The organism is Rhizobium sp. PRIMUS64 (genome assembly GCF_023006465.1).
Classification (GTDB): domain Bacteria; phylum Pseudomonadota; class Alphaproteobacteria; order Rhizobiales; family Rhizobiaceae; genus Rhizobium; species Rhizobium leguminosarum.
This window is the reverse complement of record NZ_JALBGX010000007.1, coordinates 1-26,532: the sequence shown is the minus strand read 5'-3', so window position 1 is coordinate 26,532 and position 26,532 is coordinate 1. Positions and strand designations below refer to the sequence as shown.

Genomic DNA, 26,532 nt, shown 5'->3' with positions numbered 1-26,532 from the left:
CAACGAACCACTGGCCGCCACGCCCAGAGAGGGTCATAGGGAATACGATGACAAGCGCGGACGCTCAGTCGTTCAGTCAGGTTGCGAGCACGTATCAGCTTGGGATCGGTATGACTCACATAGCGCCTCCAACTGATTTACGGCACTAGCCAAATCGTGAAGTTCCGATTTCAGCGATTGGATGATGTCGAAATGTCCGGAGCCATTCGAATTCGCAGTTGAACTTTTCAAATCCGCAGAATTTCTATTCGGATGGGGAAATGGGATGAGCTTTTGCACGGTTATGCTTTTGACGATATTGACGCAGAATAGTAGATTGTACTGGGCAAGTCTTTGCAATGGCAATCGAAAGCGAAAACACGTCAACGTATGTTTCGTCGCGCAATTCGGTACAGGGCCTGCATATTTCGGAACATCAAAGCACCTGAAGTTTTAAGTAGTTCCTATTGGTCCGCGTTTTATCCAATCGCCCAGAGTAGTTTGGGCTTCCGTTGGATGAGTGCGGTATAAACAGCGCCGCAGGTGGCGTGGATCCTGCGCGCTGTTAGCCGTAGGCTTCACGCGGTTCGGGTCCCAACAGATGCGGGAGGCAAGCGCATGAGTGCCACCCCTTCCTCTGCGGGCATCGGCGTAAGATGGGAATCACCGCGAGAGAACTCGGGCACTGCGTTTGCAGCGAGAAGTTCGGACTTCGGGATGGGCTTGCTATAGTAGAACCCCTGTGCCACAGCGCAGCCGCTTTCAGCCAAGAATTTTTCTTGATCGACCGTCTCCACGCCCTCAGCGACTACATTTTGCCCTAGGCAGCGCGCAATTGAGAGAATTGCCTTGACCAGTTCTCTACTTCGCTTGTCGGATCGATTGATGAATGACCGGTCAATTTTGAGGGTATCAATGGGAAAGTTAGCCAAATAGCTCAGAGATGAGTAGCCGGTGCCGAAATCATCGATCGCTATGGAAATTCCGCTCGCATGCAATTGAGAGAGTGTCGTCGAAACGCCCTCGCAGTTATGGAGCAGGAGACTCTCAGTTATTTCAACCTCGATCCACTCCGCACGACAACCGGTTTCCTGCAATACGTCCGCCACCGTTTGCGACAAACGCGGGCATTGAAACTGCTTAGGAGACAAATTTATCGCAATCTTGTGCGGGGGCAGTCCATCTGCATTCATGACGGCAGCCGTGCAACACGCCTCATGCAGCACCCATCGTCCAAGATCGATGATCAATCCCGTTTCCTCGGCGACACCTATGAATTCTCCCGGAGGGATCATTCCCATCTTCGGATGATGCCATCGTAGCAGTGCTTCTGAACCGATCACCTTTCCGTTGTCCAATAGGACCTTTGGCTGATAATGGAGTTCAAGTTGCTCATGTTTCAAAGCTAGGCGTAGGTCTGATTCTAGCGCTAGGCGCTTTTCAGCCCCAATCGTGAGATCCTTTGAGTAGAAGCGGAAGTTGCTACGCCCCGAGCGCTTCGCCAAATACATCGCAGAATCCGCATATTTCACCAAATCGTCGGGAGCGTCGCCGTCATTTGGAAATACCGATATCCCGATGCTGCAGGATACAAAGATCTCCCTGTCGGAAAGCATGAAGCGTTCGCCGAATGCGGCAAGCATTCTGCTGGCAATTTGAGCCAAATCGTCATTGTCCTGAACATTGGGCAGCAAGACTGCAAATTCATCTCCACCGAGTCTCGCCACGGTGTCGCTGGCACGGACGCCTTTTTTCATGCGTGTCGCCACCTGCCGCAGCAACTCGTCACCAACGGGATGTCCCATAGTGTCATTGATCGCTTTGAAATGGTCCATGTCGATCAGCATCACCCCGGCTCGCTGGCCCGCCGAAGCCGCGTCCCCGATCATCTCGCGTAGCCGTTCATTGAAAAGTGTCCGGTTAGGCAGGCCGGTCAGAGAATCGTAGAATGCCATCTGATGGATTTTCTTACGGGACGTGTCCAGTTCGGTGATATCGCGGGCGACGCCGAGGATCCCCATCAGCTTTCCCCCCGTGAATACCGGAACCTTACGAGTCTCCAAAAGCGTTGATCGACCGTCCTCGTGAGCGGTAAACCGTTCCTCATTGATGAGAATACGGCCGGCTTGCATGGCCTCCTCATCCTTGTCACGAAAAAATTGGGCGAGTTCGGGAGTAAACAGGTCATAATCCGTTTTCCCGACGATTTCCGCTTCTGCCTTGCCGACCAATTCTTCGAAGGCATGATTGCACAACAGATATTTGCCTGTTACGTCTTTCAGCCATACCATATCCGGAATGGTCTGCAGGACACTTAGGAGGCGAGCCCGAGCTTCAATAGTCGTGCCCTCGGCGTGCTTTCGTTCGGTAATATCGCGAGATAACACCAGAAAAGTGACGGTTGAGTGATTGCTGCTTGGTCGCCTTGCGACCGACAGTTCAAACCAACGGGATTCGCCGTTTGGTAGGGCTATACGGACACAACGACCGTAGGAGGCGCCGGTTTCATCGGCTTCTTCAAGAGCCAGCATAGCGATGTCGGCCTGATCTGGAGGGAGCACATCGCGGACAAGCTTGCCGAGCAGCACTTCTTTTCGCTGCGCCAGGATCTCCTGATTCCTTGCCCAGACCTGCAGGTAGCGACCGTCGGCATTTACCTCGAACAGAACGTCAGGAATGGCGGCAATAATTCCCTCTGCGAATTCAAGAGCCTCTTTGAGATCATGCTCCGCACGTTTTCGCTCTGTGATGTCCAACATCGCGCCAACCAAGCCGATCCTGTTACCAGCGATATCAGTGATTGCGGTCTTGCTGAGTAAAAGATCAACGACACCACCATTCTCGGTGGTGGCCTTTGCTTCATATTGCTGAACACCGCCATTTGCAAAAAGCGCCTCGTCCAACGCGGCATACGTCTCGGCTATGGGTGCGGGCACCAAATCGAAAACGGTTTTTCCGATAATATCTCCCTTTGAGCGGCCGGAGAAGCTTTCGAAGGCCCTGTTGCAACCAAGGTGTATCCCATCTCTGTTTTTGAAGAAGACGGGTAACGGGATCGCGTCGAGTACGACGGCACTGGACATCTCTTCGGCGTTGAATGGCAAGTCGACGTTTGTCGCAGGATGCCGGGGATTCGCCCGGAAAGCCTTCTCAAACGGTTGCTTCAGACTTGCGACATCTGCGTCGTGACCGTCCGATGGCCGGACAACGGAGGCTTCCGAAAATGGCGGGGCCGTGCCCGTGGCAAGCGGAGGGCTGGCATTGACCGCGTTGCGGAAGGCTCCACGCCCCTGGTCGATTTGAGCATCAGTCGCCATCTGCACTTCCACAGGCTGTTCGGGGCGGGATGTGCGTTCCGATTGACGTACGTGTTTCATGTGCCTGTCCTGCTTTGTCACGTGGCTGAGCAATCATGCGTCAAGCCAGCATTTTGTTAGGACCGCACAAGTCATTTGGCGGAGTACCATGCCGCTACCCCACCGGGATATCGCTCTCATTCAGAATCATCAAAGACGTGTATTTGCATGTGGTCGGCGACGCCGCCCATATCATTTAGAACGCTTGCCAATCATCATTCGAAGGCGCGAGCACCAGGTTACCACGGCGCATCGGATAGTCTCCGCGGTCAACCATTGTCTGACCGGGCGGGAAGCTCTTCCCAAGTTCGCCCGTGACCTTCTGTGGCTTCCCGCTCTCGTCTTTGAAGTGGAAATGTTTCAACAGTGCGGCTAGGCTTTGGCTCTCTTGAGCGAGGTGCGATCCTGCAGTATTCATCTCCGCGACCATGCTCGCATTTTCTTGAGTGGCATGGTCCATATGGTTAACCGCGCCGTTGATCTCGCGCAGGCCCGACGATTGTTCCTGGGAGGCCGTTGCGATTGCGTCCATATGAAGATTTACATCCTGCACAAGCTCTTCAATCGTTCTCAGGCCCGATCCGGTTTCACTCACGAGCCTTACGCCTTCGTCGACGGCAAGAGCTGAATTGCCGATGAGATCCTTGATTTCTTTTGCCGCTGTCGCTGAGCGCTGTGCAAGCTCCCTGACCTCCTGGGCAACAACCGCAAAGCCTTTTCCCGCGTCGCCAGCACGCGCTGCTTCGACGCCGGCGTTCAGCGCCAGGAGGTTCGTTTGGAAGGCGATCGCGTCGATGACGCTGATGATCTGGGAAATCTGCTTGGAGGAGTTTTCAATGCGATTCATGGCGCCGATAGCATCGCGTACAACCCGACCGGACATTTCCGCATGATCTCGCATCTGTTGGACGGCTCCGCGCGCCTCAGCCGTCCTCTTCGTGGTCGACGCAACGTTGACGGTTATCTCCTCCAACGCCGCTGCAGTTTCCTCGAGCGAAGCCGCCTGCTGCTCCGTGAGTCTTGAAAGATTTTCAGATGCGGCCGAGACGCCCGAGCTGCCATTCGTGACCGTTTCAACTGAATGGCCGACGGTAACAAGCACGTCCCGGAGCTGACGAATGGAAGCGTTGAAATCCCTGCGCAAACTTTCAAACTGTGGCGCTAACGGCTCCTCAATCTCATAAATCAAGTCTCCATCCGCCATCCGCTTCAACCCGGTTGCCAATGCCGTCGTCGCTCGGATGAGGCGCTCTTCTGCTTCTTTTTCCGCCCTTACCTGAATATCCAGCTTCTCTTGGTCAGAACGAATGCGCTCAGCTTCCGCGGATGTCTCCAGGTTACTTTTCTGTATGGCCGCGCCGCGGAAAAACTCAAGGCAACGCGCCATGTCCCCGATCTCGTCGCGTCGGATCGTCAAGGGCACCGGCGCCGACGTATCGCCTTCTGCGAGTGCCTTCATTCGGCTTGTCAGAGTCCGAATGGAGCTTGAAATTCTCCGAACGACCGAAATGCACAAAATGAGTACCGTAGACATGATCAGAAGCGTGGCGCCGGAGTAGCCGATAAAGGCATTGCGAAGATCGGCGTAACGCTGAAATGCCATCTCGTCCAACTCGTCGCCGGTGCGCATAATGAGTGCGGTCAACAAAGCAGCCCGCTGTTGGGTGATTTCATTCCATCGATCCAACGTCTCGGGGGGGAAGGAAACGCCCGGCTGGTTTGCATACATCTGATCGCGAACGCCCGCGATGAACTTGCCTGCGGCGCTGGCCTCGAAGTCGTCATAAGATTTGACGAGATCGGCGGGGAGAAATTCCTGCATCGCAGGCACATAAAGCTGCTTTAGATTTTTTGACTGTAAGAGGGACGAAAATAGATCGACGGACATGGCTGAATTTTTGACGTAGGCTCGGCCGGGCCTGATCTCCAGCAAACTAGCTTCCGTGATCTGCATGAGCGCGTGAAAACCGGTAATTTGGCGTGCTAAATCCAAATCATTGACAGTCGCCCCAGTGCGACGGACGAGCTCCAAGCCCGCAAGGGCAGCTGGGCGCAAAGCAACAGCTCCCTCCGCCTCGCTAGCCGTTCCGTCATCGACGCGCCGGCGGAAGCTATCGATATTGTCCCGCCTTTCACGAATGATCTGTACCGCCCGTTCTATGGCCGGATCGTCGAATGCCTTTTTCCAAGAGTCGTAAGCGGAAAAGACCGCTGTAAAAGCCCTGTCCGATGCAGCTTGCTTTGCCCGACGCACGTCGGCGCCTGCAAACGCTTCCGCCGCTATAGCTTGGGCGAGGAATCCGCCTTCCCGCCCAAGTCGCTGCGTTGTTTGTGCGCTGCGGAAGGTAGAGTATTCTCGGTAATATCCCAGTGATGTTGATACTCCGATGATTACGAACGCCGTCAACGGGATAATTGCCAAAATCATTAAAAGTAGAGATAGCGGCAGTCTCGACATATGTTCCTCATAGACGACTATAAATTACACCGGCTTCCATTAGCGACGCGGTCCAGAACATTGCGACATTGACCGCTATGTGTGAGATGACCTCGGCATAATTACTATAAGATTAACCCCTGTAGTGGTCTTGAACTGCGTTGCGCAGATCGGAACATCGTCGCGTTCAGGGGATCATCTGCAAGACAGATCTTGGGCCGAGGCAGTCGGCTTTTCTGGAGAGTGCTGTTGCTACAAGCCTTGAGGACGGTCGAGCGTGCCGGCTGATCGTAGCTCGGTCGGCGCAATCTGCTTATGATATACGCAATGTTTCCGAGGGAAGTACCCCATAGCGCTTGCGATAGTCCGCAGAAAATCTGCCTCTATGCACGAAGCCCCATTTCAGAGCGACCTGCGTGACCGAGAGGCCAGGTTCGCCTGTCATCAGTTCCTGATGCACTAATTCCAACCGTAGGTGCTGCAGGAATGCCAGAGGGGTCGTATTCCGAAAGTTGCGAAAACCGCTTTGAAGAGTGCGTCGGCTTACGCCACAAGCCGTTGCGATTTCCTCAAGAGATAGCGGCCGAGTAATATTGGCACGCATATAGTCGACCGCCCGCTTAACGGCCTTGGGTAAGGGTGATTCAGCAACGCGGCATAACTCAGATGAGTAGCGATGCTGCGCAGCTTCGATCAAAAGCTCCATCGTCGTTTCAGTGAGGTGATGAAGTGCTATCGGTGATTGAAGGAGGGTTCCGTCTCGTAATCCAGCATACAGCACTGGTACCAGTTGAACCAAAAGGGAGCCGAACCCGACCGATAGGTCGATTTCTGGCGAGAAATCGAGGCTGCCTCTTATTGGCGTATTGAGCCGACATCCCAAACGGCGCGTCAGCTCATCATGGGCGATCCTAAGCCCCAAATGTTTCCTGGGCCCAATGAATTGGGTCGTACTCGCCGACATACTGTTCACGAAAACGCCCCGCGTTCCCTCTGACGGGATTTGTCTGCCGTCAACGGTAACGACCGATCGCCCATGTAGTGGAAGCATGATGATGTTTGCCTCCGCCGGTCCCCGGTGCTGGACCGTTAGGTCGCCCTCGTAGTGCGCGGCAATAACTGCAATCGGACCATTGGTAATCGCATGTACATCGTAGGCGATCGTCTTATCGCCATGTACATGCGCTTCAGATTGCGGGGAAAGCCTCGAAAGCGCTGCCGCGAGTTCCTCGCTGCAGGTACCTTTGAGCGAGAAATGGTCAATCTTAGAGGGGGACACTCTCAACTCTCCACATCATCACTTCCTTCCCGAAACGGTATTCAAGCATGAGGCCCGCCTATCGCTAACGACAGGCGGACAGGGCAATTGACTTGTCGCGGCCAGTCCTCGCCGTGAATTCGACGCAGTCGAAGTCGCCTAAGTTGATAGTGCGAAGATCAATCATTGTTATATATGGAACTCCGACAGAATTGTTACCTGCTGCCAACCATCGCTTCGCAACCGATTCCCAAATGTCTGGCCTTTGATGGTCTCCATTCACGGCCCAGCAGACTCGGGCGTGCTCGCGCTAGCGACTAAACCTCATCCTTTAAGGTTTCTTTTTGCGTGATCAAACGTGCGGAGTGATGGCCGGAAACAAAGATCCATAGCCAGCTTAGTCCAACTGCCAATCTGCTCCTCGTACCTATCAGGAAGTAGATATGGGCAAGCCCCCAAATCCACCATGCAATTCCGCCCTTGAGCCGGATCTTCCCGAAGTCGATAACAGCCGAATTCGGCCCGATGGTAGCCAGGTTTCCCAGATGCCTATATCTGAACGCACTTGGAGTGGGTGTACCCAGACGTCGTGCTTCAATTACCGAAGCGACATATTTGCCTTGCTGTTTGGCGGCGGGAGCCACTCCGGGGACGGGTGTTCCATCAGCGGCCTTCACGGAGGCAGTATCTCCAATAATAAAAATCTCGGGCTTACCGCCAACAGTCAGATCTGGCTGCACGACCGCCCTACCCGCCCTGTCCTTTTCAGCACCGACCCAGGCGGCGGCGTTCGACGCTTGCACCCCCGCAGCCCAGATGACGGTCCGGCTTGAAACGAACTCATCTCCGATCGCGATGCCGTTCTCGTTGCATGCCGTCACGGGAATGCCTGTTCTCACTTCGACGCCCATCTTGATTAGCGACTGCTCGGCATATCTCGAAAGTGCTTCCGGGAACACGGGTAGGACACGTGGACCTGCCTCGATGAGAAGGATGCGCGCCGATCTGGTGTCGATGCTACGGAACTCCTCAACAAGGGTTCGTTGGGCCAGTTGCGCTATAATCCCAGCCATCTCCACGCCTGTCGGGCCTGCTCCGATTATGCTGAACGTGAGCATTGCCTTCCGCCGTTCGGGATCAGCCTCCAATTCGGCCTTCTCAAACGCGAGAAGAAGCCGCCGCCGGATGGTCGTCGCGTCTTCGAGTGCCTTTAGCCCGGGCGCAAACGGCTCCCACTCGTCCCGGCCAAAATAGGCGTGCCTTGCACCTGTCGCGAGAACGAGCGTGTCATAGGGAATAGCATTCCCATCCTTGAGCGATACTACGCGTGCCTCGGTATCAACGCCAACAACCTCGCCCAGCAGCGTCGATACATCCTTTCGTCCTCTGAACAATGCTCTGATGGGCCAAGCTATCTCCGAGGTTGCCAATACAGTCGTGGCAACTTGGTAGAGGAGCGGTTGAAAGAGGTGATGGTTGCGCCTGTCGACGATCGTTATGGAAGTGTCGGGACACTCGAGGTCCTTCGCTAACTGGAGTCCGGCAAAGCCACCGCCGACTACGACAACTCGATGCGTATCCATTTCGTCTCCCTCAAACCTGCGCGCTCGGGGCGCGCGCCTCGTAGAAATGGCCATTGCGCCCGATCAGTCGCTGATACGGGTATTTACATTAATCGACGGTGGACTCACCAACAGTGGAAGAAGAGGCTCCAGCACCCGCTTGACATTAGGATGTTCGCCATGGCCAACGACAGCCGCCTCATTCTGCCAGCCGTCTAAGATGATGAAAGTGTTCGGATCGTCCGACCGCTGGTAGAGGTCGTAGTAGAGACAACCAGACTCTTCGCGGGCGGGTCCAATGAATTCCTGAAGGAGTTCTTTTACGCGGTTTCGATTTTGGGACGTGGTTTTGAATTCCACGACAAGGTGCTGTTCCTCTGACTTCTTCGATGTCATTTGCGCTGGCTCCTAGTTGAAAACGACGACCGGCTTGATCACTCGCCCGGCTTCGGCGTCCGCGATCGCTTCGTTGATCTTCTCGAAGGGATACTTGGTGATCAATTTTTGGAAGGGGAAAAGCCCAGCCTGATTAAGATCCATCATCTGCGGAATGAACAGCTGTGGAATCTGATCACCAAGGATCGCACCCTGGATCTTGCGATTGAACACCATTAGATCGAGGGGGATGGGAATGTCGTTCCCGAGCGCGTCGAGGCCGAGCAAGACAACGTGCCCGCCGGCACGGGTGCACTTGATCGAGTTCAGAATAACCGGAATGATGCCAACTGCGTCGATCGCGAAGTCGGCACCGCCGCCCGTCAGCGCATGGATCTGGTTGACTACGTCGGGATCTTTGCCGTTGATCGCATGTGTGGCACCAAGCCCCATGGCCATGTCTAGCCTCTGCTGATTCAGATCTATGATGATAATCTTGCTGCACCGACGAACTTTGGCGGCCATCACGGCGGCCATGCCGACAGCACCTGCGCCGAAAACGGCTATCGTCGACCCTATTTCCGGCTTCATCGCGTTTATCACTGTTCCTGCACCTGTTGCCATGCCGCACCCGAGTGGCGCAGCGTCGGTAAGGTCGAGGTCTGTTTTCGGCAAAAGCGCTGCATTGTTTTCAGTCGCAAGGATATGCGTCGCAAAGGACGACTGGCCCACGAAATTGCTGCCAATGCCAACTTCATCGCAGAGCAATGCCTTCTTACCATTCGGACGAAGCCCCGTAAGATTGTACTGGGTATAGTTTTGGCAGTTCATTGGGTGAGAACGGCGGCAGTCGGCGCAGAATCCGCATGAGCTCTGGCTCAGTGCGACGTGATCACCCACTTTGAGGCTCTGAACTTCTGGTCCGACCGCCTCGACGACGCCGACGCCTTCGTGCCCCGGGATCACCGGTGCCGGCGGGCCAAAAATACCGTCGCGAAGCAGCAAGTCCGTGTGGCAGATCCCGCTCGCAACCGTGCGAACCAGGATCTCGTTGCCTTCGGGGTCAGCCAGTTCGAGTTCACGGAATTCCAGCGGGCTCTTTGGCTTCACGGCGACAGCCGCAGTGATCTTCACCATTATATTCTCCTGCGTTCTCCCGCAATTGCTACGGGAATGACTTGATCGGTCCGACGGACTAGACGCGACCCGCGCGCGCACCGTAGATGATTGCGGCAAATGCAATGATCACGCCCTGGACGATAAGCTTGCCCGGCTCCTGGATGCCGAAGACGGTCAGCATCGCGAACAGGAAGCTGAAGGCAACGACGGCAACGAACGGCCCGGCGACGCCGCCCCGGTCGACGCCGAACGTCACACCGCCGAGGATCGTGGCGGCGAGCGCATTCATGAAGGTGTCGAAGCCTGGCTTGATGGTGCCGACCGCCAACGCGGATACCTGGACCAGGGCCGCGATGCCTGTCAGGGCGCCCGCGAGCGTGTGCGAGACAAAAATCGTACGTGCCAACGGAATTCCTGTAGTTTCCGCCGCCCTCGGATTGTCGCCGACGGCCCTGAAGTAACGCCCGACGATGAGAAAGCGAAATGCGATAGAAATCAGGGCGGCGATGACGATCCACAGGACCACGGAATAGGAAAGGCCGTGGATATTGCCGCTCGTAAGTATTCGAAGCCAGCTTGGCGTTGAACCGGGCGCGCGGCCGGCGCTCATGTATTGGACGATCCCAATCAGAATGGCCGAAACACTTAGTGTGGAGATAACGGCAGAAGCGCGCACGTATGCTACGAGTATTCCGTTTACACCCCCCACAGCTAGCCCAATCACAACAGGCATGAGGACGGTCATTAGCGGTGGATAGTTGTTGAGCTGGCCCGAGCTGGCCAGATAGATCGCGAAGGCGAAAATACCGCTGACAGAGAGATCGATGGATCGCACCCGCATGACAAGCGACTGGGCGAGCACCGCGATCCCGAGCGGCGCTGACTGCTTGAGGATTACAAACCAGTAGTTGGGATTTATGAGCGTGGCGCTCACTGCTGGAGCAACCGCAACCAGGATTGCGAGCACATAGTATGCGGGCGGTAGCCCGAGTATCCACGAAATGGCGCTCTTACCCCTCAATGAGCGAGATGGTGCTTCAGTTTTCGAGTCTGATGTGGTCATCGAGAAGTCCATCTCTTTCAAAGTCCGATTGTTTTGCGTCGCTGCGAAACGACGAGTACGAGAAGCAACACACCCTTGACGACCGACTGAAGAAATGCAGAGACGTTGGCCAGATTCATCACATTATTCACTGTCCCGAGGATCGCCGCGCCAACGACGGTTCCCACAATGCTTCCGATGCCCCCGGCGAGGTGGACCCCACCCAATGCTGCAGCCGTTACAGACTCAATCCCGAATGAAGCGCCGCCCTTAGGATCACCCGATGCAAGGCGACCTGCAAGAAACATCCCCGCAGCGCATGCGAATAGAGCGGAAAGAACATACGCTTTGATGATGGTGCGCTCGACGGGAACACCGTTCATCCGTGCGTTGAAGTCATTGCCGCCGGAAGCGAAGAGGTAGAGGCCGAAGGGACGACGATAGAGAATCCAGGATGCGAAGAGCGATGCCGTGATCAACCAAAACAATGAGTTAGGTACGGGGCCGATGGATCCGGCTACCGAGCCGGAAAGCCACTCCGGAACGCGCCCACCTGGGATTGGCAAAATGATCAACGCGATACCTTGGCCGATGCCCATTGTTGTCAGCGTCATGATGATTGGATGTACATTGAGGCGCGCGACACCGTAACCGTTCGCTACTCCGAACCCCATCGCCACCGCGATGCAGATAAGCACGCGGGTTATCTCAGGAAGATCAAGCGTCATGATCGTCGTCGTTAGACTGATGACGGACCCAACCGACACGTCGAGGCCGCCAGTGAGAATGACGAACGTCTGACCGAGAGCCGAGATGACGAGCACCGTCGATTGCGCCAGGAGATTAGACAAATTCTCCGGATCCATGAAGTCCGGCAATAATATTACCGAGGCGACAACCATCACCAGGAGCGTTCCAATGGAAAGCCCGATCGCTCCCGCGCGATAAGGGAGCTTCAGGCGACTGGCAAATGAATTCATAAGTTATCCTCCTCAATGCACCGCAGCACGGGGATCCGGTGACGCACTCGCCCCCAGCGCAGTCTCGAGGATTCTTTCCTCGGTCGCCCCCTCTGCGGACATCTGCCCGACGATCTTCCTGTCATGAACGACCAAAATGCTGTCGCAGAGCCCTATAAGCTCAGCGTGCTCGCGCGACGAAACCACGACCGCACCGCCACGATCACTGAAGTCCCGCAGCAATCTGTAAATCTCTGCCTTTGCACCGACGTCGACGCCGCGCGTGGGCTCCTCAATAACGAGGATGTCCACTCCGGAGAGCAACCAGCGGCCCAGCAGCACCTTCTGCTGATTCCCGCCCGAGAGTTTACCTACGGGCGCATTGGGATCGGCGGCCGCAACTCGTAGCGACTTGATCACCTCGCGGACCCTCGACACCGATCGCCACGCAACGCTTGCCATATTCCGATTGAGCTGTTTTCCCAGCGCGATGTTGTCGTAGATAGGCAGGCGCAGGAACAGCCCTTCCTGCTTCCTGTCTTCAGGGATAAAACCGATTCCTGATGCGACCGCGCGAGCGAACCCTGACCCTACATTCACCACGTGCATGCTGTTGTCGAGGCCGGCACGCCACACGGCGATGGCCTTTGGCGATTCAACGCCCACAATGGCACGCATTATCTCTCGCTGGCCCTGTCCTTCGAGCCCTGCCAGCCCGATGATTTCACCTTTTCTGACAACGAAAGTGACTGTCGAGCTGCTGTCGTCGAGGCGCAAGTCCGAAACCTCCAGCATTGCCGCTCCGGTGGCCTGCGAGCGCGGCGGAAAGAAGTTCTGAAGTTCGCGACCAACCATTGTCGCTACCAGCGTTTGCAAGTTGAAGTCCTGCGCTCTTGCAGTCCTTACCCAAGCGCCATCTTTCATGACGGTGATGGTGTCGCATAGTTCGAAGACTTCATTCATGCGATGAGAGATGTAGACGACAGCCTTATGTTGAGCCTTAAGGTCGCGGATAACCTTGAAAAGATGCGCGACATCGGTCGAGTTCAACGCCGCCGTTGGCTCGTCGAAGATGAATACGTCCGCGTTCGACGTAAGTCCCTTCGCGATCTCTACTGCCTGCTGCTGCGCGACAGTCAGTGTCTCGACGATCGCAGTTGCGTCGAGCTGTGGAAATACGTCAGCCAGCAAAGCGCGAGCGCGTTTCACTACCTCGACGCTATCGATCGAACCGTCAATGCGACGAGGTTCATGGCCCAGGAACATGTTCTCAGCAACGGTGAGATTGGGGATCAGGGTAAACTCCTGAAACACCGTCGACACTCCCGCCAACCGTGCCTCCTTAGGGGAACGGAAATTGACTTCCTCCCCGCGGAGCCGAACACTTCCTGCGCCCGGCTGATATACCCCCGCCAGAATACGCATCAGGGTGGACTTCCCCGCGCCGTTTTCCCCCATCAGAGCGTGCACGGAGCCACGTTCCAGGGAAAAGCGAACGTCCGAAAGGACTTTCGTGAAACCAAACGATTTGTTGATGCCGACCATCTCGACAAGCGTGCTCATGGGAATTTCCATCTTCGACAGGGATACGGGCACGAGTGATCGTGCCCGTAGTTCATCAAGCCTTGAAATAATCAAGGAGCTTTTCGTTCGGCATTTCGGTCGGCGCCCAGTACGCATCAGTGAGATCTGCGCGATAGAACTGGGAGAGCGTCTCGTCGGTGATCGGCTTGGGGCGGTTCGTCCAGTTACGCTGAATCGGCTTCCCATCCAGCAAGGCGAAGGCGGCCCGCAGCGCGGCAGTAGACAGAGCGGGTGGGCAAATCGGACCGATCGAGGAAAGTTTTTCGTCATTCCAACGACGCATCCAGCCGTTAAGTGCTTCGCCCGTGATTGGCGGGATCGTTGAGGCGCCAGCCTCCTGCAAGGCATCCAAAACGCCAAGAGACATGTTGGCTCCATCGGTCCAGATGCCCGCGACATCGGGGTCGGAGAGATACAGGCTTTCGGCGATCTTCTTTGAGTCCTCATAAGACCAGCTTCCGTGCTGGGTCGACGTGATCTGAAGTCCAGACTTGCTGAAGACTTCCATGGCGCCTGCATAACGATCTGCATCGATGGGATGCCCGGCGACGCCACGCAGAACCCATACCTTGCCCTTGTTGCCAAGCTTGTCGACGAGGAACTGAGCCATCACGCGCCCGAAATAGAAGTCGTCGCCCTGGACCTGAACCGTAAACTCCTCGGTGTCGACGCGTCCGAGATAGACTACGGTTGGAATGCCAGCAGCCTTTGCCTTCTTGATGCCCTCGACGGCGGAACCGGTGGTTAGCGGTGCGATGATGATCGCATCGACCTTCTGGGCGATCAGATCCTCGATATCGGCAACTTGTTTGGAGGCATTGAGATCAGCGCTCCGGAACTGGTAATCAGCGATCCGATCCTTGTTCTTTTTTATTTCATATTCGGCTTCAAACGCCGTCTGGTAGGTATGCGTTGAACCAGCGAGGCCGTAGTGGCTGTGTCCGATCTTCCACGGGCCTGACTTCTTGAACTTACCCGCGTCGACAATTGGGTTGGCGCCTTCGGAGGGCCAAGTGTCAGGTAGGAGACTGATCGCGTCGTCGGCGCGAAGAATCCCCGGCATTCCGAACGTGCCGGCTACAGCAATTGCCCCGCTCGCTTGTAGAAATGTACGTCTCTTCATGAAAATTCCTCCTCCGGCCGCTCTGGGCGGCATTGTCTGTTAAGGCGAGAGCCTTGCCTTCCCAAGCCGTGCCGGACTCTCCTCAATACGGCGGAGTGCATTGGTATGAGCTATCAGACAATCTGTCAATAAATATATACTTCGACGTTTATTTTTTCGGCATCGTTTTGTTTTCACTTGCACATAGTCGCACTTGACGGATTGTCCGATAGTGCGACAATATTCGTGTTCGCTAAATCGATGGGAGGGTTATGAATGTCCACTCTGGTGATTGTCCGGCATGGCCAAAGCGAAGGGAACGCGCGCGGGGAGTTCTCGGGTACGAGCGACGTTCCGCTCACACAGGAGGGCTGGTCTGAGAGCAGGCGAGCCGGCTCACTGCTCGCGAACCTCGGCATCTCGTTCGATATTGCGTTTAGCTCTGCCCTCTTGCGCACAGTTGACACTTGCAGAGCGATTTTGAACGAAACCAACGGCGATCTGCTGGAGCCAATCAGGAGAACCGAGTTGAACGAACGCGACTACGGACAGCTCACCGGCATCAACAAGAACGTGGCACGTGAGCGGTGGGGCCAGGATGTTGTCCAGGTTTGGCGCCGCTCGTACAGCACTCCACCACCTGGGGGAGAAAGCATACGGGACATAAGCGCGAGGGTTCTGCCCTTTTTGATAAGCGAAGTGTTCCCCCCCTTGTTGAGAGGGAAATCGGTTCTTGTGGTGGCCCACGGGAATACGATCAGGTCACTAAAGCAGGGCATCGAACGCCTCACGATCCAGGATACGCTCGCTATTGAGTCACCGACCGCCGCGCCAACTGTATACCGGATTGCGTCGGACCTCTCGATCATCGAGAAGACTAACGTCCTGGTTGGTACTGTCTGTTAAGCCTGGCTGGCAGTAGCATCGTTTGTAGTCGGTTAAACTTGGCAATACCGGTGTCTCGAAGCTGTCGATAGCCTTCAGAACCGGCTCGACGTCGGCAAGCGACGCCATCCGGCTCGCCTCACACGTTGCTACTAAATTTTCGTCTGCCGATCTTTCAGCCCAAAGCGGGACAAGACGCATGCTCCCTTTCGAACATGCACGGAACCCTTTGATCACTTCAAATCAGCGTTCACTCGTGACTTTGCAAAAATGCAGCCCTGCTCCGGTTGAACTGATCTAATTTAACAGAGTAATTATTGACTGATTGTCTGACGATGAGTACGTTCGCGCGAATTGCGTTGTGAGCCTTGGAGGAACAGTTACATGAAGCAGGCATATGCGGCGGTCTCGCGCGAAAAGGCGAAGCCCTTGATCTTGGAGTGCATAGGGATTGAGGAACCTCGTGCAGACGAGATTTTGGTCCGCATCGTCGCATCGGGGGTATGTCATACCGACCTGGTGGTCAGGGACCAGGGATATGACGTACCTCAACCTGTTGTGTTGGGACACGAAGGCTCTGGCGTCGTCGAGGCCGTCGGGAGCGCAGTTAAAGATCTTGTGCCCGGTGATCACGTTGCTTTGAGCTACGCCTATTGCGGCAAGTGCGAAAAGTGCCTTTCCGGTACACCTTTCTACTGCGAGGACTTCTTCGGTCGCAATTTCCGCGGCACTCGTCCGGATGGCACCTGCCCGATCCATGATTCTCACGGGAAACAGATTAGTGGCTGCTTCTTCGAGCAGTCGTCATTTGCAACCTACGCCATCGCCAGCGAACGAAACGCCGTGAAGGTTGCAAAGGATGTTCCACTCGAGTTGATTGGACCGCTCGGGTGCGGGCTTCAGACCGGTGCTGGCGCGGTACTGAATTGCCTCAAGCCGAAGCCCGGCTCGTCAATAGCAGTGTTCGGTGCTGGTGCGGTTGGCATGGCGGCTACGATGGCCGCGAAAATCGCCGGATGCGCGACCATCATCGTGATCGACTTGAACGATGAACGGCTGGAACTTTCGCGCGAACTCGGGGCGACGCACACGATAAATGCCCGCAAATTGGACAGCGTTGCCGCGATCAGGAAGATCGTCCCCGCAGGCGTTGATTTCAGCTTGGAATGCACGAGTTCGCCACGAGTTTTCCGTCAGGCAGTCGACTGCCTTGGTACGCCGGGAACATGCGGTCTCGTTGGCTCGTCCGCTCTCGGCACTGAAGGCACGATCGATATCGGGAACTTCCTTTTCGGCCGCACATTGATCGGCGTTGTCGAAGGACAAAGCATTCCGTCCGAGTTCGTCCCGCAGTTGATCGAGTATTGGCAGCAGGGACTTTTCCCGTTCGACAAACTGGTTCAGTTCTATGACCTCGACCAGATCAACGAGGCGATGGCTGATTCCGAGAGCGGCAAAGTCATTAAGCCGATCCTTCGCATGAAGCATTAGTTTGCGAGACTTTTCGAAAGACAAGACGGACCGCGATTAAATGCGATCCGTCGGAACAGCCGTGCTCAAGACGAGATATGGTCGAACGCTGCTTTCGATGCAATCGCGGGCCACATCACTCCGATACGCCTGCACGAATGATGTGCTGGCAGGGCCGACGCAAAAGCTCTAGGACTCTGCCGGTCAAAGGCGGCCCCCTACAATCACCGGCAGGTAAGTGGCGAGGGCGGCTCCGCTACCCAAGGGGTCCAGAGAACACCTGCGCGCCAAACACTGAAAAGACGTTGTTCCGGCCGACGTGTTCAGCTGACGTGTCCTGGTCCAACAGGTGGCCAAACCGATCGCGCTTTGTCTTAAGATAAGTGATGTTGGACGCGCTAGATGCGGCGATCAGACTCTGGCGAGACGACACGATGACGCCTGACGTTCGCAGCGCCTCTATTTTTGCAAGATTGTTGGTCAGAAGCCGAACGCTGCCGATACCGAGGTCGCGGATGATATCCGCCGCTGCGTTATATTCGCGGGAATCAGATGCGAAGCCGAGTTCCCGATTTGCCTCAAGAGTATCACGACCATGATCCTGCAGGCCGTAAGCCGCAATTTTGTTTCCTAAGCCAATGCCACGCCCCTCTTGCCCACGCATGTAGATCACGCAACCAGCGCCCGCTAACTGGACCGCCCGAAGAGCCATTTCGAGCTGTTGACCGCAGTCGCATCGCATGGACCGGAACGCCTCACCTGTCAGACATTCAGAATGCACCCGTACCAGAACGTCTTCCTTCTCGCACAACTCGCCAAGTGTCAAAGCTAAGTGTTCCGTTCCCGTCAAACTATCGCGATAAGCAATTGCCTTGAAATCCCCAAACCGCGTTGGCATAAAGGACTGCGCGTAACGCTTTACCCTCGTATCACGACTCCTGCAGTACTCAATCAAAGCGTCGATCGTTACTATGTGCAGGCCATGTTCGATTGCGAACTTCTCGAGATCTGGCAGTCGAGACATGGTTCCGTCGTCATTGGCGATCTCGCAGATTACGCCAGCCGGCGCCAGGCCGGCCAGTCGTGCAAGATCCACGGCAGCTTCGGTGTGGCCAGGACGGCCCAGGACACCGAGACGATTTGCACGCAAAGGAAAAATGTGACCCGGCCGCGATAGGTCTTCCGGCCGCGTCTGCGGATCGATGAGCGACTTGACGGTTGCTGCTCGATCTTCGGCTGAAATCCCTGTCGTTGTGCCGTGTTTGCAATCGACGGAAACGGTAAATGCCGTCTGCAGTGAGTCCGAATTACGTGTGACCATCAGGGGGATCTCGAGTTTGTCGAGACGTTCGGCTGGAAGTGGCACGCAGATAAGGCCTCTCGCATATTTCATCATGAAAGCGATGTGCTCAGCTGTTATTTTTTCGGCAGCAACGACTAGGTCGCCTTCATTCTCCCGATTTTCGTCGTCGACCACGATAACCATCTCGCCCGCTTCGATCGCCTCGATCGCCTCATCTATGCTCGAAAAAGACATGGAATCCTCCTCCTTATTATGGGCTGACGGCGCGACGCGCGGCATCGAGCTCTCTGTCGACAAGCGCGCGCAGGTTCTCAGAAAGAGCATCGTTCTGAAAATCTTCATCGAGAGCGAAAATGAAACGGCTATGTATTTGCGCTTCGAAAAAGTCGAATAAGGCTTCCATCGAGGCTTCGACGAGCGGCTTGTGACTCGATGCTTTACCGGTTGCAAAAGGGATCACATAGCGGCCCTTAAGCGCTTTCATGTCGACAAGGTCGAATAAATGCTTCAGCAACCCAGTGTAAGATGCTTTGTAGACCGGACTACCAACAACTAGCACGTCACTAGCCAAAATATCGTTGAGTGCCGCTTTAACAATCTCAGCGGCGCTGGAGGGCAACACTGTTGCCCCAAGGTGCGGATGAAGGTCGACAAGGTCCCAGCAGCTTGCTTCGTTGCCGGACGCGCGCACCCGATCCACCATGAAGTCTGCTACGGCCCGGGTTTTCGAGGGGCGCGATAAATTCCCCGTTATTACAACAACTTTCATGTCACAGGACTCCCAACATTCTCGCATAAGACAATCTTACAATTTTCACTCACACCGCAATGGAGGTCGTTGAGGACCCGTGGGGGCAAAAATAGTCCTGCGGTGTCCTGAGCCCTCACAACCCGTAATTTCCGAACCTCGAAGGCTGGATTGCTTCGCAGAAGTCTTCTGTCTCGTACGACTTTATTCTCTCAATGGGTGGGCTCGCCGTGCAAGCGAACCTATTGTCTCCAATCCCTGCCGCTTTTACCGACCCAGCACGTTTGCGTTAGAACCTCCTGGACAGGAATGAGGCGTTGCCGCTTGATATACGGTCGCCGTGACTCCACCTCAGTTACGACAGGTAGTATCCCGGTCACTTACGGGAACTCTGGTGAGCTTGCCTTCGATGGATCATGGGCGAGCCAAGGTTTCGCATGCGATACCCATACGTTTGACATCGGCACACTTCCAGGATCGGTATCGAACGTGCCGGCTCTAACGACTTTGAGCTCCGGGCTGGCCGGCCGCTCCGCATAAACGTGCGAGCCACATACCGAACAAAACCACCGCAGCTTTCCAGGCGTCGATTCGAAGCTATGAAGCGTATCTTGGCCTGTAAGGATCTTGAAGTGCTCGCTTTTCACCTTCGCAGCGGTATTGTGATCAGCGGCGTGGGACTTCCGGCATGTTTGACAGAAGCAATTCCACATGGGTCCATCAATTTCCTGAACCTGGTACGTAACGGCTTTGCATTGGCATGATCCGAAGATTGGCATCGGGTATCCTTTCACTGATTCATTACGTTGATTTCAAATTTCTCGTCGCCGCTAAGCCAGCGTTTGATGTTGCGCGCAGCCTGGCGGATGCGGTGTTCGTTCTCGACGAGCGCCAGACGGACGTAGTCGTCGCCCATTTCGCCGAAGCCGATACCCGGTGCAACGGCGACGTCGGCCTTCTCGACCAGCAGCTTGGAAAACTCCAGCGAACCGAGATGACGGAACTTTTCGGGGATCTTCGCCCAGGCGAACATGGTGGCAGCCGGCGGCGGCACGTCGAAGCCGGCCTTGCCGAAGCTTTCGACCATGACGTCGCGGCGACGCTTGTAGACGTTGCGAACCTCCGCAATGTCGGAACCGTCGCCGTTCAGCGCATGGGTCGCGGCCACCTGGATCGGCGTGAAGGCGCCGTAGTCGAGATAGGACTTGACGCGGGTGAGCGCCGCGATCAGCCGCTCGTTGCCGACGGCAAAGCCCATGCGCCAGCCGGGCATGGAAAAGGTCTTCGACATCGAGGTGAATTCGACGGTCACATCCATTGCACCAGGCACTTCGAGAACCGATGGCGGCGGAGCGCCGTCGAAGTAGATCTCGGAATAGGCAAGGTCGGAAAGCACGATGATGTCATGCTTCTTGGCGAAGGCGACGACGTCCTTATAGAAATCGAGCGTCGCGACGAGGGCCGTCGGGTTCGAGGGGTAGTTGAGGATCAGCGCCAACGGCTTCGGGATCGAATGTCGGACCGCCCGCTCCAGCGGCGGGAAAAAGCTCTCATCCGGCTCAACCGACATCGAGCGGATCACGCCGCCCGCCATCAGGAAACCGAAGGCGTGGATCGGATAGGTCGGGTTCGGGCAGAGGATCACGTCGCCGGGCGCGGTGATCGCCTGCGCCATGTTGGCGAAGCCTTCCTTGGAGCCCAAGGTGGCAACCACCTGGGTATCCGGGTTGAGCTTGACGCCGAAGCGGCGGGCATAATAGGCGGCCTGGGCGCGGCGCAGCCCCGGAATGCCCTTGGAGGAGGAATAACGGTGGGTGCGCGGATCCTGCACGACCTCGCACAGCTTGTCGACGATCGATTGGGGAGTCGGAAGGTCGGGGTTTCCCATGCCGAGATCAATGATATCGGCGCCGCCCGCTCGCGCGCTTGCTTTCAAACGGTTGACCTGTTCGAAAACATAAGGCGGCAAACGTTGAATTCTGTGAAAGTCCAGCACACTATTTCCAATCAAATCGCAGATACCTCCCGCGCCGATTATAGAAACCGACGCGGGAGGCTGGGAGGTCTCCTTCCGGAGAACATTCATTACTTCTTCGGCCGCCAAGCTAACGGATCTTCAGGACGTTCGAAGTAGTTTGCAGCGACGTCTGCAGGCCACCAGCCGTTGTTCTTCGGCTCGATCCAATCCGTAGAATTGGGATCGCAATCTTCCTTCAGCACTTCCTTCACGTCATCAATGGTGTAAGGAAGCGCAGGACGAAGAATCGACTGGATCTTTGGTCCCTGGCCTTCGAGCGTTCGCATCATGACGTCCCACACAAGGCGGGCATCAGACCGCGGCGGCCAGAAATGGAAGCTCTTGCTTATGAAATCAGGGTTCTTACGCCAGTAGCAGGCTGCGGAAGCCTCACCCCCGAGCACGATAGGCATCATGTCGCGGCCGGATTGCTGTACTGCGTTCACGACACCGTTTTCTGAAGCGGACTGAACGAGAATGCCATTAACCTCAGCAAGATTGGTGGCAAGAAACTTCTGAACCTCAACCTGGGCGACCTGGTCGGTCCATTTGCCAGCTATCGTGCCTACAATTTTGATACCGGGGAATTTATCGAACGCGTTCTTCGCGCCGATGTCGAAGCTGTCCGATGATGCGAAACCGGGGATGCCCGATACCATCAGGACGTTGCCTTTTTCACCGATTTCCTTGGCAAGCCATTCAGCAGCCTTGTAGCCACCGTCGGTGTTATTCTCTGTGGCATTGATTGCGTAGGGTGATGTGACATAGCCCGAGACTGAGAAGACTGGCACGCCTTTCGAATGAGCATACTCTATGGTCTTGTTAAGTGCGGTAATGTTCGAGCAGCAAATGACGATCGCATCAACACCGTCGTCAACCATCTGCCGCATCTGCTGGATTTGGACAGCGTCTTTGAGGTCAGACTGCGTGACGATAAGATCGGAGACTAGGCCTGCTTCCTTATATTTCGGAAGCAATACGTTGGTGAATTCGTCCAGGATGTTCGCGCGCCAGGTATTACCGGCATATGTGGATGCATAACCAATTTTCCACGGCGGTGGACGTTTTGGAACAAAATCTTTGTACACCGTCCCCCCGAGCGGAATGGCGGGATCGATATTCTCGTAAAGCGCCTTTTGGTCCGGCGGCAACGAATCGAGGCCGTCAGCCTTCGCCACGCCGTTCATGTGATAAAGGCTCGACAGCGTAAAAAGCGCTGCAACGATTTTCTTCAGCATTCAGGGCCTCCTCCCCTTGTGGTTCCGCTCAACCGCCGGCCCCTTTGGCCGCCAGCCGCGAAAATCCTGCCAGAATCTGGCAGAGTTCGTGTCGGGACGGCAATCGCCGTCCCGAGGACTGGTTCAGTTGCGCAGACCGGCTTGCTTGAGCAGCGGCATGACACGGTCGTTAAAGAAGGGAAGTTCCTCGTTGTAATCGACCATTGTCAGCAAGGCGCCGTTGACGCCTGTATTGCTGAGATCCACGAGCTTGTCGGCGACTTGTTCTGGATTGCCGACGATCGGGTATCCACCCCAGCCAGCGACGAAGCGTTCCTTGAATTTTTGATACATTTCGGCAGAATGGTTTTGAGATTGCACCTGCAGAACTTCACAGATGTTCTCGCATGCCTCCCAGTCACCCTTCTGGTTGACGTAGTAGTCGTAGTATTCCTTTGCTTCCTTCTCCGTTTCGCGAACGATAACGGGGCAAGCTGTGAATGTGCCAAGATCACGGTTATATTCAGTACGCGCCAGGTCCTTCACCTTTTTGACCCAGGCAGCGCCCGATTCCATGTCTTGCATGAAGCCGAAGTTGAAGTCGCAGAACTTGGCGGTGAAATGCAGTCCCTTGCCCGAGGCGCCGGCGCAGATCAGGAGCGGGCGACCCGCCTTGTTGTAGGGTTTGGGTTCACTGAAGGCGTCTTTGACTTTGAGGAACTCGCCTTCGAAGGTAACGCCATTGCGTTTCCAGAGCGTCTCGACGATATCCATCCATTCAGTGGCGTATTCATAGCGGGTGTCGTGCTCCATCATAGGAACTCCGAACATTTCCATTTCGGGAGTGAACCAGCCGGTAACGAGATTGAGGCCGTATCGACCCTTCGAGATGTGATCGATTGTTGTCGCCATCTTGGTTGCAACAATCGGGTTTAGCGTCGGAATGTGAGTCGTTGAGAAGAACTGGAGCTTCGTGGTGACCGCCGCGAGAGCGGCCGCCCAGGTGAACGTATCCATGTTCACGCCATTGAAGTTTGAAGGACCGCCAAAACCACGCCAGCGTGCAATCGGCACCATGCATTCCCAACCGGCTGCCTCAAGCTTCTTTGCAATCTCGACGTTGTGGTCGAAGGTAGGTTCGAACGTTGTCTCAGCGAGCGTAATCGCGCATGCATTCGAGCAATTCGTGCCAAATACGCCGAGCTTGAGCTTGTTATCATTGAACATTGGGTTTCCGGCAGCGCGGAAATCGTCTTGTGCGGTCACTGTAGTCCCTCCTCGGGCTGGCAACGGATGATGCTCAGCCCACTCAAATGCGTTGAATAACTAGATGCCCATCTCGTCGAAAACTTCCGCTGCCACGCGGAAGCTGTCGATGGCCGCAGGAACACCGCAGTAAATCGAAACCTGGAGGAAAACCTCCCGAATTTCCTCTTTGGTAAGACCGTTGTTGATTGCTCCGCGAACATGCAGTTTCAGCTCATGCGGACGATTGAGGGCCGAAATCATCCCGAGATTGAGGATGCTGCGCTGCTTGCGCTCCAGGCCCGGCCGATTCCAAATCGCGTCCCAGCAGTATTCCGTGACGAGGGTTTGCATCGGCCAATTGAAGTCGGTGGCTTTGCTGACCGACGCATCAACATAGGCCCCCCCCAAGACTTCGCGCCGGGTCTTTAGTCCGCGCTCAAAGCGCTCTGTGACTTCACGTCCATGAATTTCTCTTGCGGGTGCCATATTGCTCACGCTTTTCTCCTTGCCGCCCTTGGGCTTTCGATGAGTGATGTGATTGGTGGTTAAAGCCACCTACTATGCGGCCGATCCACTGATGGACGACGACCTGACGAGTTGACCGTTTTCGTAGAGAAGCGGCGCGATTGACTCGATGAACCGTGCTTCGAGCACTTCTCCGAGCACAACATCATGCGTTCCAACGTGAACGACATCTTTTAGCTTGCAGACAAACGCCGCCTGCGCATCGGACAGGACCGGCATGCCGTCGAGAGACAGCCACTCGCCGTAATGAAAGCGCTCTTCACCCTTCAATTGCCCACTGAACAGCGGCACAAGATCGGCATGTGAAAGATGCAGCATGTTCACGGCGAACTTCCCGGAGATCTTCAAAGGCTGATTCACCGAAGCCGATTGGTTGATGCAGACAAGAACAGTTGGTGGGTCCGCGGTAACCGACTGGACCGCGGTGGCGGCCATGCCATGACGGACCCCGTTGAGTTCGGTCGTGATCAAGCAGATGGTTGATGTGAACCGACGCATAGCTGCCTTAAAAGCCAACTGCGCCTCAGTGCTGGTATCGGCCATATTGTCCTCCCACGGCCAAATTCGATCGAGCCTAGATAAACAGATCAGCAGACAATCTGTCAACTGGATTTTCACAATTGACAGATTGTCTGCTAAAATGTCTTCTAAGGCACCCAAAAATGAGGAGATGGTCGATGGATTTGAATCAAAGGGTTTGTATCGTCACAGGGGGCGGCAGCGGCATTGGTCGTGCGACCGCCGAGCTTTTCGCAAAGAACGGCGCCTATGTGGTTGTTGCTGATGTCAATGAAGACGCCGCGGTTCGTGTGGCGAACGAGATCGGCTCGAAGGCTTTCGGTGTTCGCGTCGACGTCTCGTCCGCCAAGGACGCGGAAAGCATGGTTGAGAAGACGACCGCAAAGTGGGGCCGGGTCGACGTGCTCGTCAATAATGCCGGGTTCGGAACGACGGGGAATGTGGTGACCATTCCTGAAGAAACTTGGGACCGGATTATGTCCGTAAACGTCAAAGGGATCTTCCTTTGCTCAAAGTACGTCATTCCTGTTATGCGACGGAACGGCGGAGGTTCGATCATCAATACGACTTCCTACACCGCAACCTCAGCAATCGCGGACAGGACTGCCTACGTAGCATCGAAAGGAGCAATATCTTCGCTGACGCGCGCGATGGCCATGGATCATGCGAAAGAGGGAATTCGTGTCAACGCGGTCGCTCCAGGGACAATCGACTCTCCTTACTTCACGAAAATCTTCGCCGAAGCGAAGGACCCCGCGAAGCTTCGCAGCGATTTCAACGCCCGTGCCGTCATGGATCGGATGGGGACAGCTGAAGAGATTGCTGAAGCAATGCTTTTTCTTGCGTCCGATCGTTCGAGGTTCGCGACCGGTAGCATTCTGACGGTCGATGGCGGCTCCTCGATCGGAAACCACCTGGTCAAGTGAAGGAAAGGGCGGCACTCGTCATGCCCTTACATTTGAGGCAGGAACACCGGGGTATAAGGCTCCAGCCTCGTTGATCATTGACGTGTTCCTAACCCGTCAATGACAGCACAGAGCTGTTGGCCTAGGCGCAGCTCTTGTCGGACTTGCGGCACGCTCCAGCAAATATGATAGAGAAAGGACTGCCGGCGACAACGAGATCTAACAGCGGAAACTGGATCAAGGACATTTCGCAATTTTTGTCGAATAACCCCACGATGTCGGTCAGATGACGTCATGCGAGTGCCGACCTTCCGGAATAGCCGCATGCTGGTTCCGAATGCCCTCTATCGCAACGCTGTCGGCATAAGTTTAGTCCGGAATACAAGGTGATACGATCGTGTCCCGGGAGGTGGGGTAGCTGACGGCTGATTGCCGTGCTTTCCGAGGTCGGGTCGGAGGGGATATCAGCGTGCCACAGCGGGCAGGCTGATTTGGGGCTCATCGCTCATTTGGGCCATGGTCTCAAGCGTCATATACCTGGCGCGTTGAACGGCCCATTCATCATTCTGTTCGAGCAGCAGTGCGCCGACGAGACGGACGATGGCTTCGTCGTTCGGAAAGATGCCGACGACCTCGGTGCGTCGCTTGATTTCGCCGTTGAGACGCTCAATTGGATTCGTCGAGTGCAGCTTTCCCGGTGCTCTTTCGGGAAGGTCATGTAGGCGAACACTTCCTCTTCAGCGTCGTCCATGATGGTGGCAAGCTTCGGCACTTTCGGCCTGATTTGATCGGCGACACTGCGCCATTGTGCGCTTGCTGCCTCCGGGGTCTCCTGGGCAAAGGCCGTCGCGATGAAGGCGGATACGACCCGCCTGCCGCTCTTTCCAGCATGCGCGAGCACGTTCCTCATGAAGTGAACCCG

General features: G+C 55.6%; 21 protein-coding genes and 1 pseudogene. 3 read left to right on the top strand and 19 right to left on the bottom strand.

Going from position 1 to position 26,532, the window contains the following annotated elements; genetic code table 11:
- Positions 1–557 precede the first annotated feature (557 nt).
- The 10 genes from MOV76_RS04805 to MOV76_RS04760 all read right to left on the bottom strand — a co-directional run bounded on the left by MOV76_RS04805 (position 558) and on the right by MOV76_RS04760 (position 14,794).
- The gene (locus MOV76_RS04805; RefSeq protein WP_077991329.1) at positions 558–3,356 is read right to left on the bottom strand and encodes a bifunctional diguanylate cyclase/phosphodiesterase; all 2,799 of its coding nucleotides are present in this window, start codon (positions 3,354–3,356) and stop codon (positions 558–560) included.
- Positions 3,357–3,531: 175 nt separating this feature from the next.
- Entirely contained in the window at positions 3,532–5,793 is a 2,262-nt protein-coding gene (locus MOV76_RS04800; protein ID WP_077991327.1) for a methyl-accepting chemotaxis protein, read from the bottom strand.
- Positions 5,794–6,085: 292 nt separating this feature from the next.
- The gene (locus MOV76_RS04795; RefSeq protein ID WP_008534397.1) at positions 6,086–7,051 is read right to left on the bottom strand and encodes an AraC family transcriptional regulator; all 966 of its coding nucleotides are present in this window, start codon (positions 7,049–7,051) and stop codon (positions 6,086–6,088) included.
- A 296-nt stretch (positions 7,052–7,347) separates the two neighbouring features.
- On the bottom strand, positions 7,348–8,613 hold the full coding sequence (locus MOV76_RS04790; protein ID WP_077991326.1) for an NAD(P)/FAD-dependent oxidoreductase: 1,266 nt from the start codon (positions 8,611–8,613) through the stop codon (positions 7,348–7,350).
- A gap of 63 nt (positions 8,614–8,676) precedes the next feature.
- Positions 8,677–8,988 carry a putative quinol monooxygenase gene (locus tag MOV76_RS04785; protein WP_004671505.1) on the bottom strand — a complete coding sequence of 104 codons (312 nt, stop codon included), beginning with the start codon at positions 8,986–8,988 and terminating at the stop codon, positions 8,677–8,679.
- A gap of 12 nt (positions 8,989–9,000) precedes the next feature.
- Positions 9,001–10,104: an NAD(P)-dependent alcohol dehydrogenase gene (locus tag MOV76_RS04780; RefSeq protein ID WP_004671507.1), complete on the bottom strand. Its 1,104-nt coding sequence runs from the start codon at positions 10,102–10,104 to the stop codon at positions 9,001–9,003.
- A gap of 58 nt (positions 10,105–10,162) precedes the next feature.
- A complete protein-coding gene (locus tag MOV76_RS04775; protein ID WP_026188838.1) occupies positions 10,163–11,161 on the bottom strand; it encodes an ABC transporter permease in 999 nt (332 codons plus the stop codon).
- Positions 11,162–11,166: 5 nt separating this feature from the next.
- Positions 11,167–12,108 carry an ABC transporter permease gene (locus MOV76_RS04770; RefSeq protein WP_004671512.1) on the bottom strand — a complete coding sequence of 314 codons (942 nt, stop codon included), beginning with the start codon at positions 12,106–12,108 and terminating at the stop codon, positions 11,167–11,169.
- 12 nt (positions 12,109–12,120) lie between these two features.
- Positions 12,121–13,650: a sugar ABC transporter ATP-binding protein gene (locus MOV76_RS04765; protein ID WP_170964873.1), complete on the bottom strand. Its 1,530-nt coding sequence runs from the start codon at positions 13,648–13,650 to the stop codon at positions 12,121–12,123.
- Positions 13,651–13,705: 55 nt separating this feature from the next.
- On the bottom strand, positions 13,706–14,794 hold the full coding sequence (locus MOV76_RS04760) for a substrate-binding domain-containing protein (protein ID WP_004671515.1): 1,089 nt from the start codon (positions 14,792–14,794) through the stop codon (positions 13,706–13,708).
- 255 nt (positions 14,795–15,049) lie between these two features.
- Here MOV76_RS04760 and MOV76_RS04755 point away from each other — a divergent pair, with 255 nt between their 5' ends.
- Both MOV76_RS04755 and MOV76_RS04750 read left to right on the top strand, forming a co-directional pair.
- Positions 15,050–15,679 carry a 2,3-bisphosphoglycerate-dependent phosphoglycerate mutase gene (locus tag MOV76_RS04755; RefSeq protein ID WP_064842555.1) on the top strand — a complete coding sequence of 210 codons (630 nt, stop codon included), beginning with the start codon at positions 15,050–15,052 and terminating at the stop codon, positions 15,677–15,679.
- 363 nt (positions 15,680–16,042) lie between these two features.
- Positions 16,043–17,149, top strand: a complete 1,107-nt coding sequence (locus tag MOV76_RS04750; RefSeq protein WP_037145482.1) for an NAD(P)-dependent alcohol dehydrogenase — start codon at positions 16,043–16,045, stop codon at positions 17,147–17,149.
- 235 nt (positions 17,150–17,384) lie between these two features.
- Here MOV76_RS04750 and MOV76_RS04745 read toward each other — a convergent pair whose 3' ends face one another.
- The 8 genes from MOV76_RS04745 to MOV76_RS04710 all read right to left on the bottom strand — a co-directional run bounded on the left by MOV76_RS04745 (position 17,385) and on the right by MOV76_RS04710 (position 24,729).
- On the bottom strand, positions 17,385–18,665 hold the full coding sequence (locus MOV76_RS04745) for a bifunctional 3,4-dihydroxy-2-butanone-4-phosphate synthase/GTP cyclohydrolase II (protein WP_082935757.1): 1,281 nt from the start codon (positions 18,663–18,665) through the stop codon (positions 17,385–17,387).
- 16 nt (positions 18,666–18,681) lie between these two features.
- Positions 18,682–19,200 (bottom strand): NAD(P)H-dependent oxidoreductase, encoded by a 519-nt coding sequence (locus MOV76_RS04740; protein WP_004671524.1) that lies wholly within the window; start codon positions 19,198–19,200, stop codon positions 18,682–18,684.
- A gap of 359 nt (positions 19,201–19,559) precedes the next feature.
- On the bottom strand, positions 19,560–19,892 hold the full coding sequence (locus MOV76_RS04735) for a GFA family protein (protein ID WP_225880288.1): 333 nt from the start codon (positions 19,890–19,892) through the stop codon (positions 19,560–19,562).
- A gap of 77 nt (positions 19,893–19,969) precedes the next feature.
- A complete protein-coding gene (locus MOV76_RS04730; protein WP_011053357.1) occupies positions 19,970–21,265 on the bottom strand; it encodes an LL-diaminopimelate aminotransferase in 1,296 nt (431 codons plus the stop codon).
- Positions 21,265–22,434, bottom strand: coding sequence for an ABC transporter substrate-binding protein (locus MOV76_RS04725; protein WP_008534383.1), 1,170 nt, complete (start codon positions 22,432–22,434; stop codon positions 21,265–21,267). The genes MOV76_RS04730 and MOV76_RS04725 overlap by 1 nt, the downstream gene beginning before the upstream one ends.
- A gap of 123 nt (positions 22,435–22,557) precedes the next feature.
- Complete coding sequence (locus MOV76_RS04720; protein ID WP_011053356.1) at positions 22,558–23,679, bottom strand: LLM class flavin-dependent oxidoreductase; 1,122 nt, start codon at positions 23,677–23,679, stop codon at positions 22,558–22,560.
- A 60-nt stretch (positions 23,680–23,739) separates the two neighbouring features.
- On the bottom strand, positions 23,740–24,147 hold the full coding sequence (locus MOV76_RS04715; protein ID WP_008534380.1) for a carboxymuconolactone decarboxylase family protein: 408 nt from the start codon (positions 24,145–24,147) through the stop codon (positions 23,740–23,742).
- 72 nt (positions 24,148–24,219) lie between these two features.
- Positions 24,220–24,729: a flavin reductase family protein gene (locus MOV76_RS04710; protein ID WP_008534378.1), complete on the bottom strand. Its 510-nt coding sequence runs from the start codon at positions 24,727–24,729 to the stop codon at positions 24,220–24,222.
- Positions 24,730–24,863: 134 nt separating this feature from the next.
- On the opposite strand from MOV76_RS04710, the gene MOV76_RS04705 reads away from it, so the two are divergent.
- Entirely contained in the window at positions 24,864–25,631 is a 768-nt protein-coding gene (locus MOV76_RS04705; RefSeq protein WP_004671535.1) for an SDR family oxidoreductase, read from the top strand.
- A gap of 443 nt (positions 25,632–26,074) precedes the next feature.
- Here MOV76_RS04705 and MOV76_RS04700 read toward each other — a convergent pair.
- Positions 26,075–26,520 (bottom strand): annotated as a pseudogene (locus MOV76_RS04700) (transposase).
- Positions 26,521–26,532: the final 12 nt, after the last annotated feature.

What these genes read in the sequence shown, in the direction of transcription:
- MOV76_RS04785 (WP_004671505.1), bottom strand. Translation starts at nt 8,988, where the DNA reads ATGACATCGAAGAAGTCAGAGGAACAGCACCTTGTCGTGGAATTCAAA.
- MOV76_RS04775 (WP_026188838.1), bottom strand. Translation starts at nt 11,161, where the DNA reads ATGGACTTCTCGATGACCACATCAGACTCGAAAACTGAAGCACCATCT.
- MOV76_RS04705 (WP_004671535.1), top strand. Translation starts at nt 24,864, where the DNA reads ATGGATTTGAATCAAAGGGTTTGTATCGTCACAGGGGGCGGCAGCGGC.
- MOV76_RS04725 (WP_008534383.1), bottom strand. Translation starts at nt 22,434, where the DNA reads ATGCTGAAGAAAATCGTTGCAGCGCTTTTTACGCTGTCGAGCCTTTAT.
- MOV76_RS04740 (WP_004671524.1), bottom strand. Translation starts at nt 19,200, where the DNA reads ATGAAAGTTGTTGTAATAACGGGGAATTTATCGCGCCCCTCGAAAACC.
- MOV76_RS04780 (WP_004671507.1), bottom strand. Translation starts at nt 10,104, where the DNA reads ATGGTGAAGATCACTGCGGCTGTCGCCGTGAAGCCAAAGAGCCCGCTG.
- MOV76_RS04805 (WP_077991329.1), bottom strand. Translation starts at nt 3,356, where the DNA reads ATGAAACACGTACGTCAATCGGAACGCACATCCCGCCCCGAACAGCCT.
- MOV76_RS04715 (WP_008534380.1), bottom strand. Translation starts at nt 24,147, where the DNA reads ATGGCACCCGCAAGAGAAATTCATGGACGTGAAGTCACAGAGCGCTTT.
- MOV76_RS04765 (WP_170964873.1), bottom strand. Translation starts at nt 13,650, where the DNA reads ATGAGCACGCTTGTCGAGATGGTCGGCATCAACAAATCGTTTGGTTTC.
- MOV76_RS04755 (WP_064842555.1), top strand. Translation starts at nt 15,050, where the DNA reads ATGTCCACTCTGGTGATTGTCCGGCATGGCCAAAGCGAAGGGAACGCG.
- MOV76_RS04745 (WP_082935757.1), bottom strand. Translation starts at nt 18,665, where the DNA reads ATGTCTTTTTCGAGCATAGATGAGGCGATCGAGGCGATCGAAGCGGGC.
- MOV76_RS04730 (WP_011053357.1), bottom strand. Translation starts at nt 21,265, where the DNA reads ATGAATGTTCTCCGGAAGGAGACCTCCCAGCCTCCCGCGTCGGTTTCT.
- MOV76_RS04790 (WP_077991326.1), bottom strand. Translation starts at nt 8,613, where the DNA reads ATGGATACGCATCGAGTTGTCGTAGTCGGCGGTGGCTTTGCCGGACTC.
- MOV76_RS04710 (WP_008534378.1), bottom strand. Translation starts at nt 24,729, where the DNA reads ATGGCCGATACCAGCACTGAGGCGCAGTTGGCTTTTAAGGCAGCTATG.
- MOV76_RS04770 (WP_004671512.1), bottom strand. Translation starts at nt 12,108, where the DNA reads ATGAATTCATTTGCCAGTCGCCTGAAGCTCCCTTATCGCGCGGGAGCG.
- MOV76_RS04800 (WP_077991327.1), bottom strand. Translation starts at nt 5,793, where the DNA reads ATGTCGAGACTGCCGCTATCTCTACTTTTAATGATTTTGGCAATTATC.
- MOV76_RS04760 (WP_004671515.1), bottom strand. Translation starts at nt 14,794, where the DNA reads ATGAAGAGACGTACATTTCTACAAGCGAGCGGGGCAATTGCTGTAGCC.
- MOV76_RS04735 (WP_225880288.1), bottom strand. Translation starts at nt 19,892, where the DNA reads ATGTGGAATTGCTTCTGTCAAACATGCCGGAAGTCCCACGCCGCTGAT.
- MOV76_RS04750 (WP_037145482.1), top strand. Translation starts at nt 16,043, where the DNA reads ATGAAGCAGGCATATGCGGCGGTCTCGCGCGAAAAGGCGAAGCCCTTG.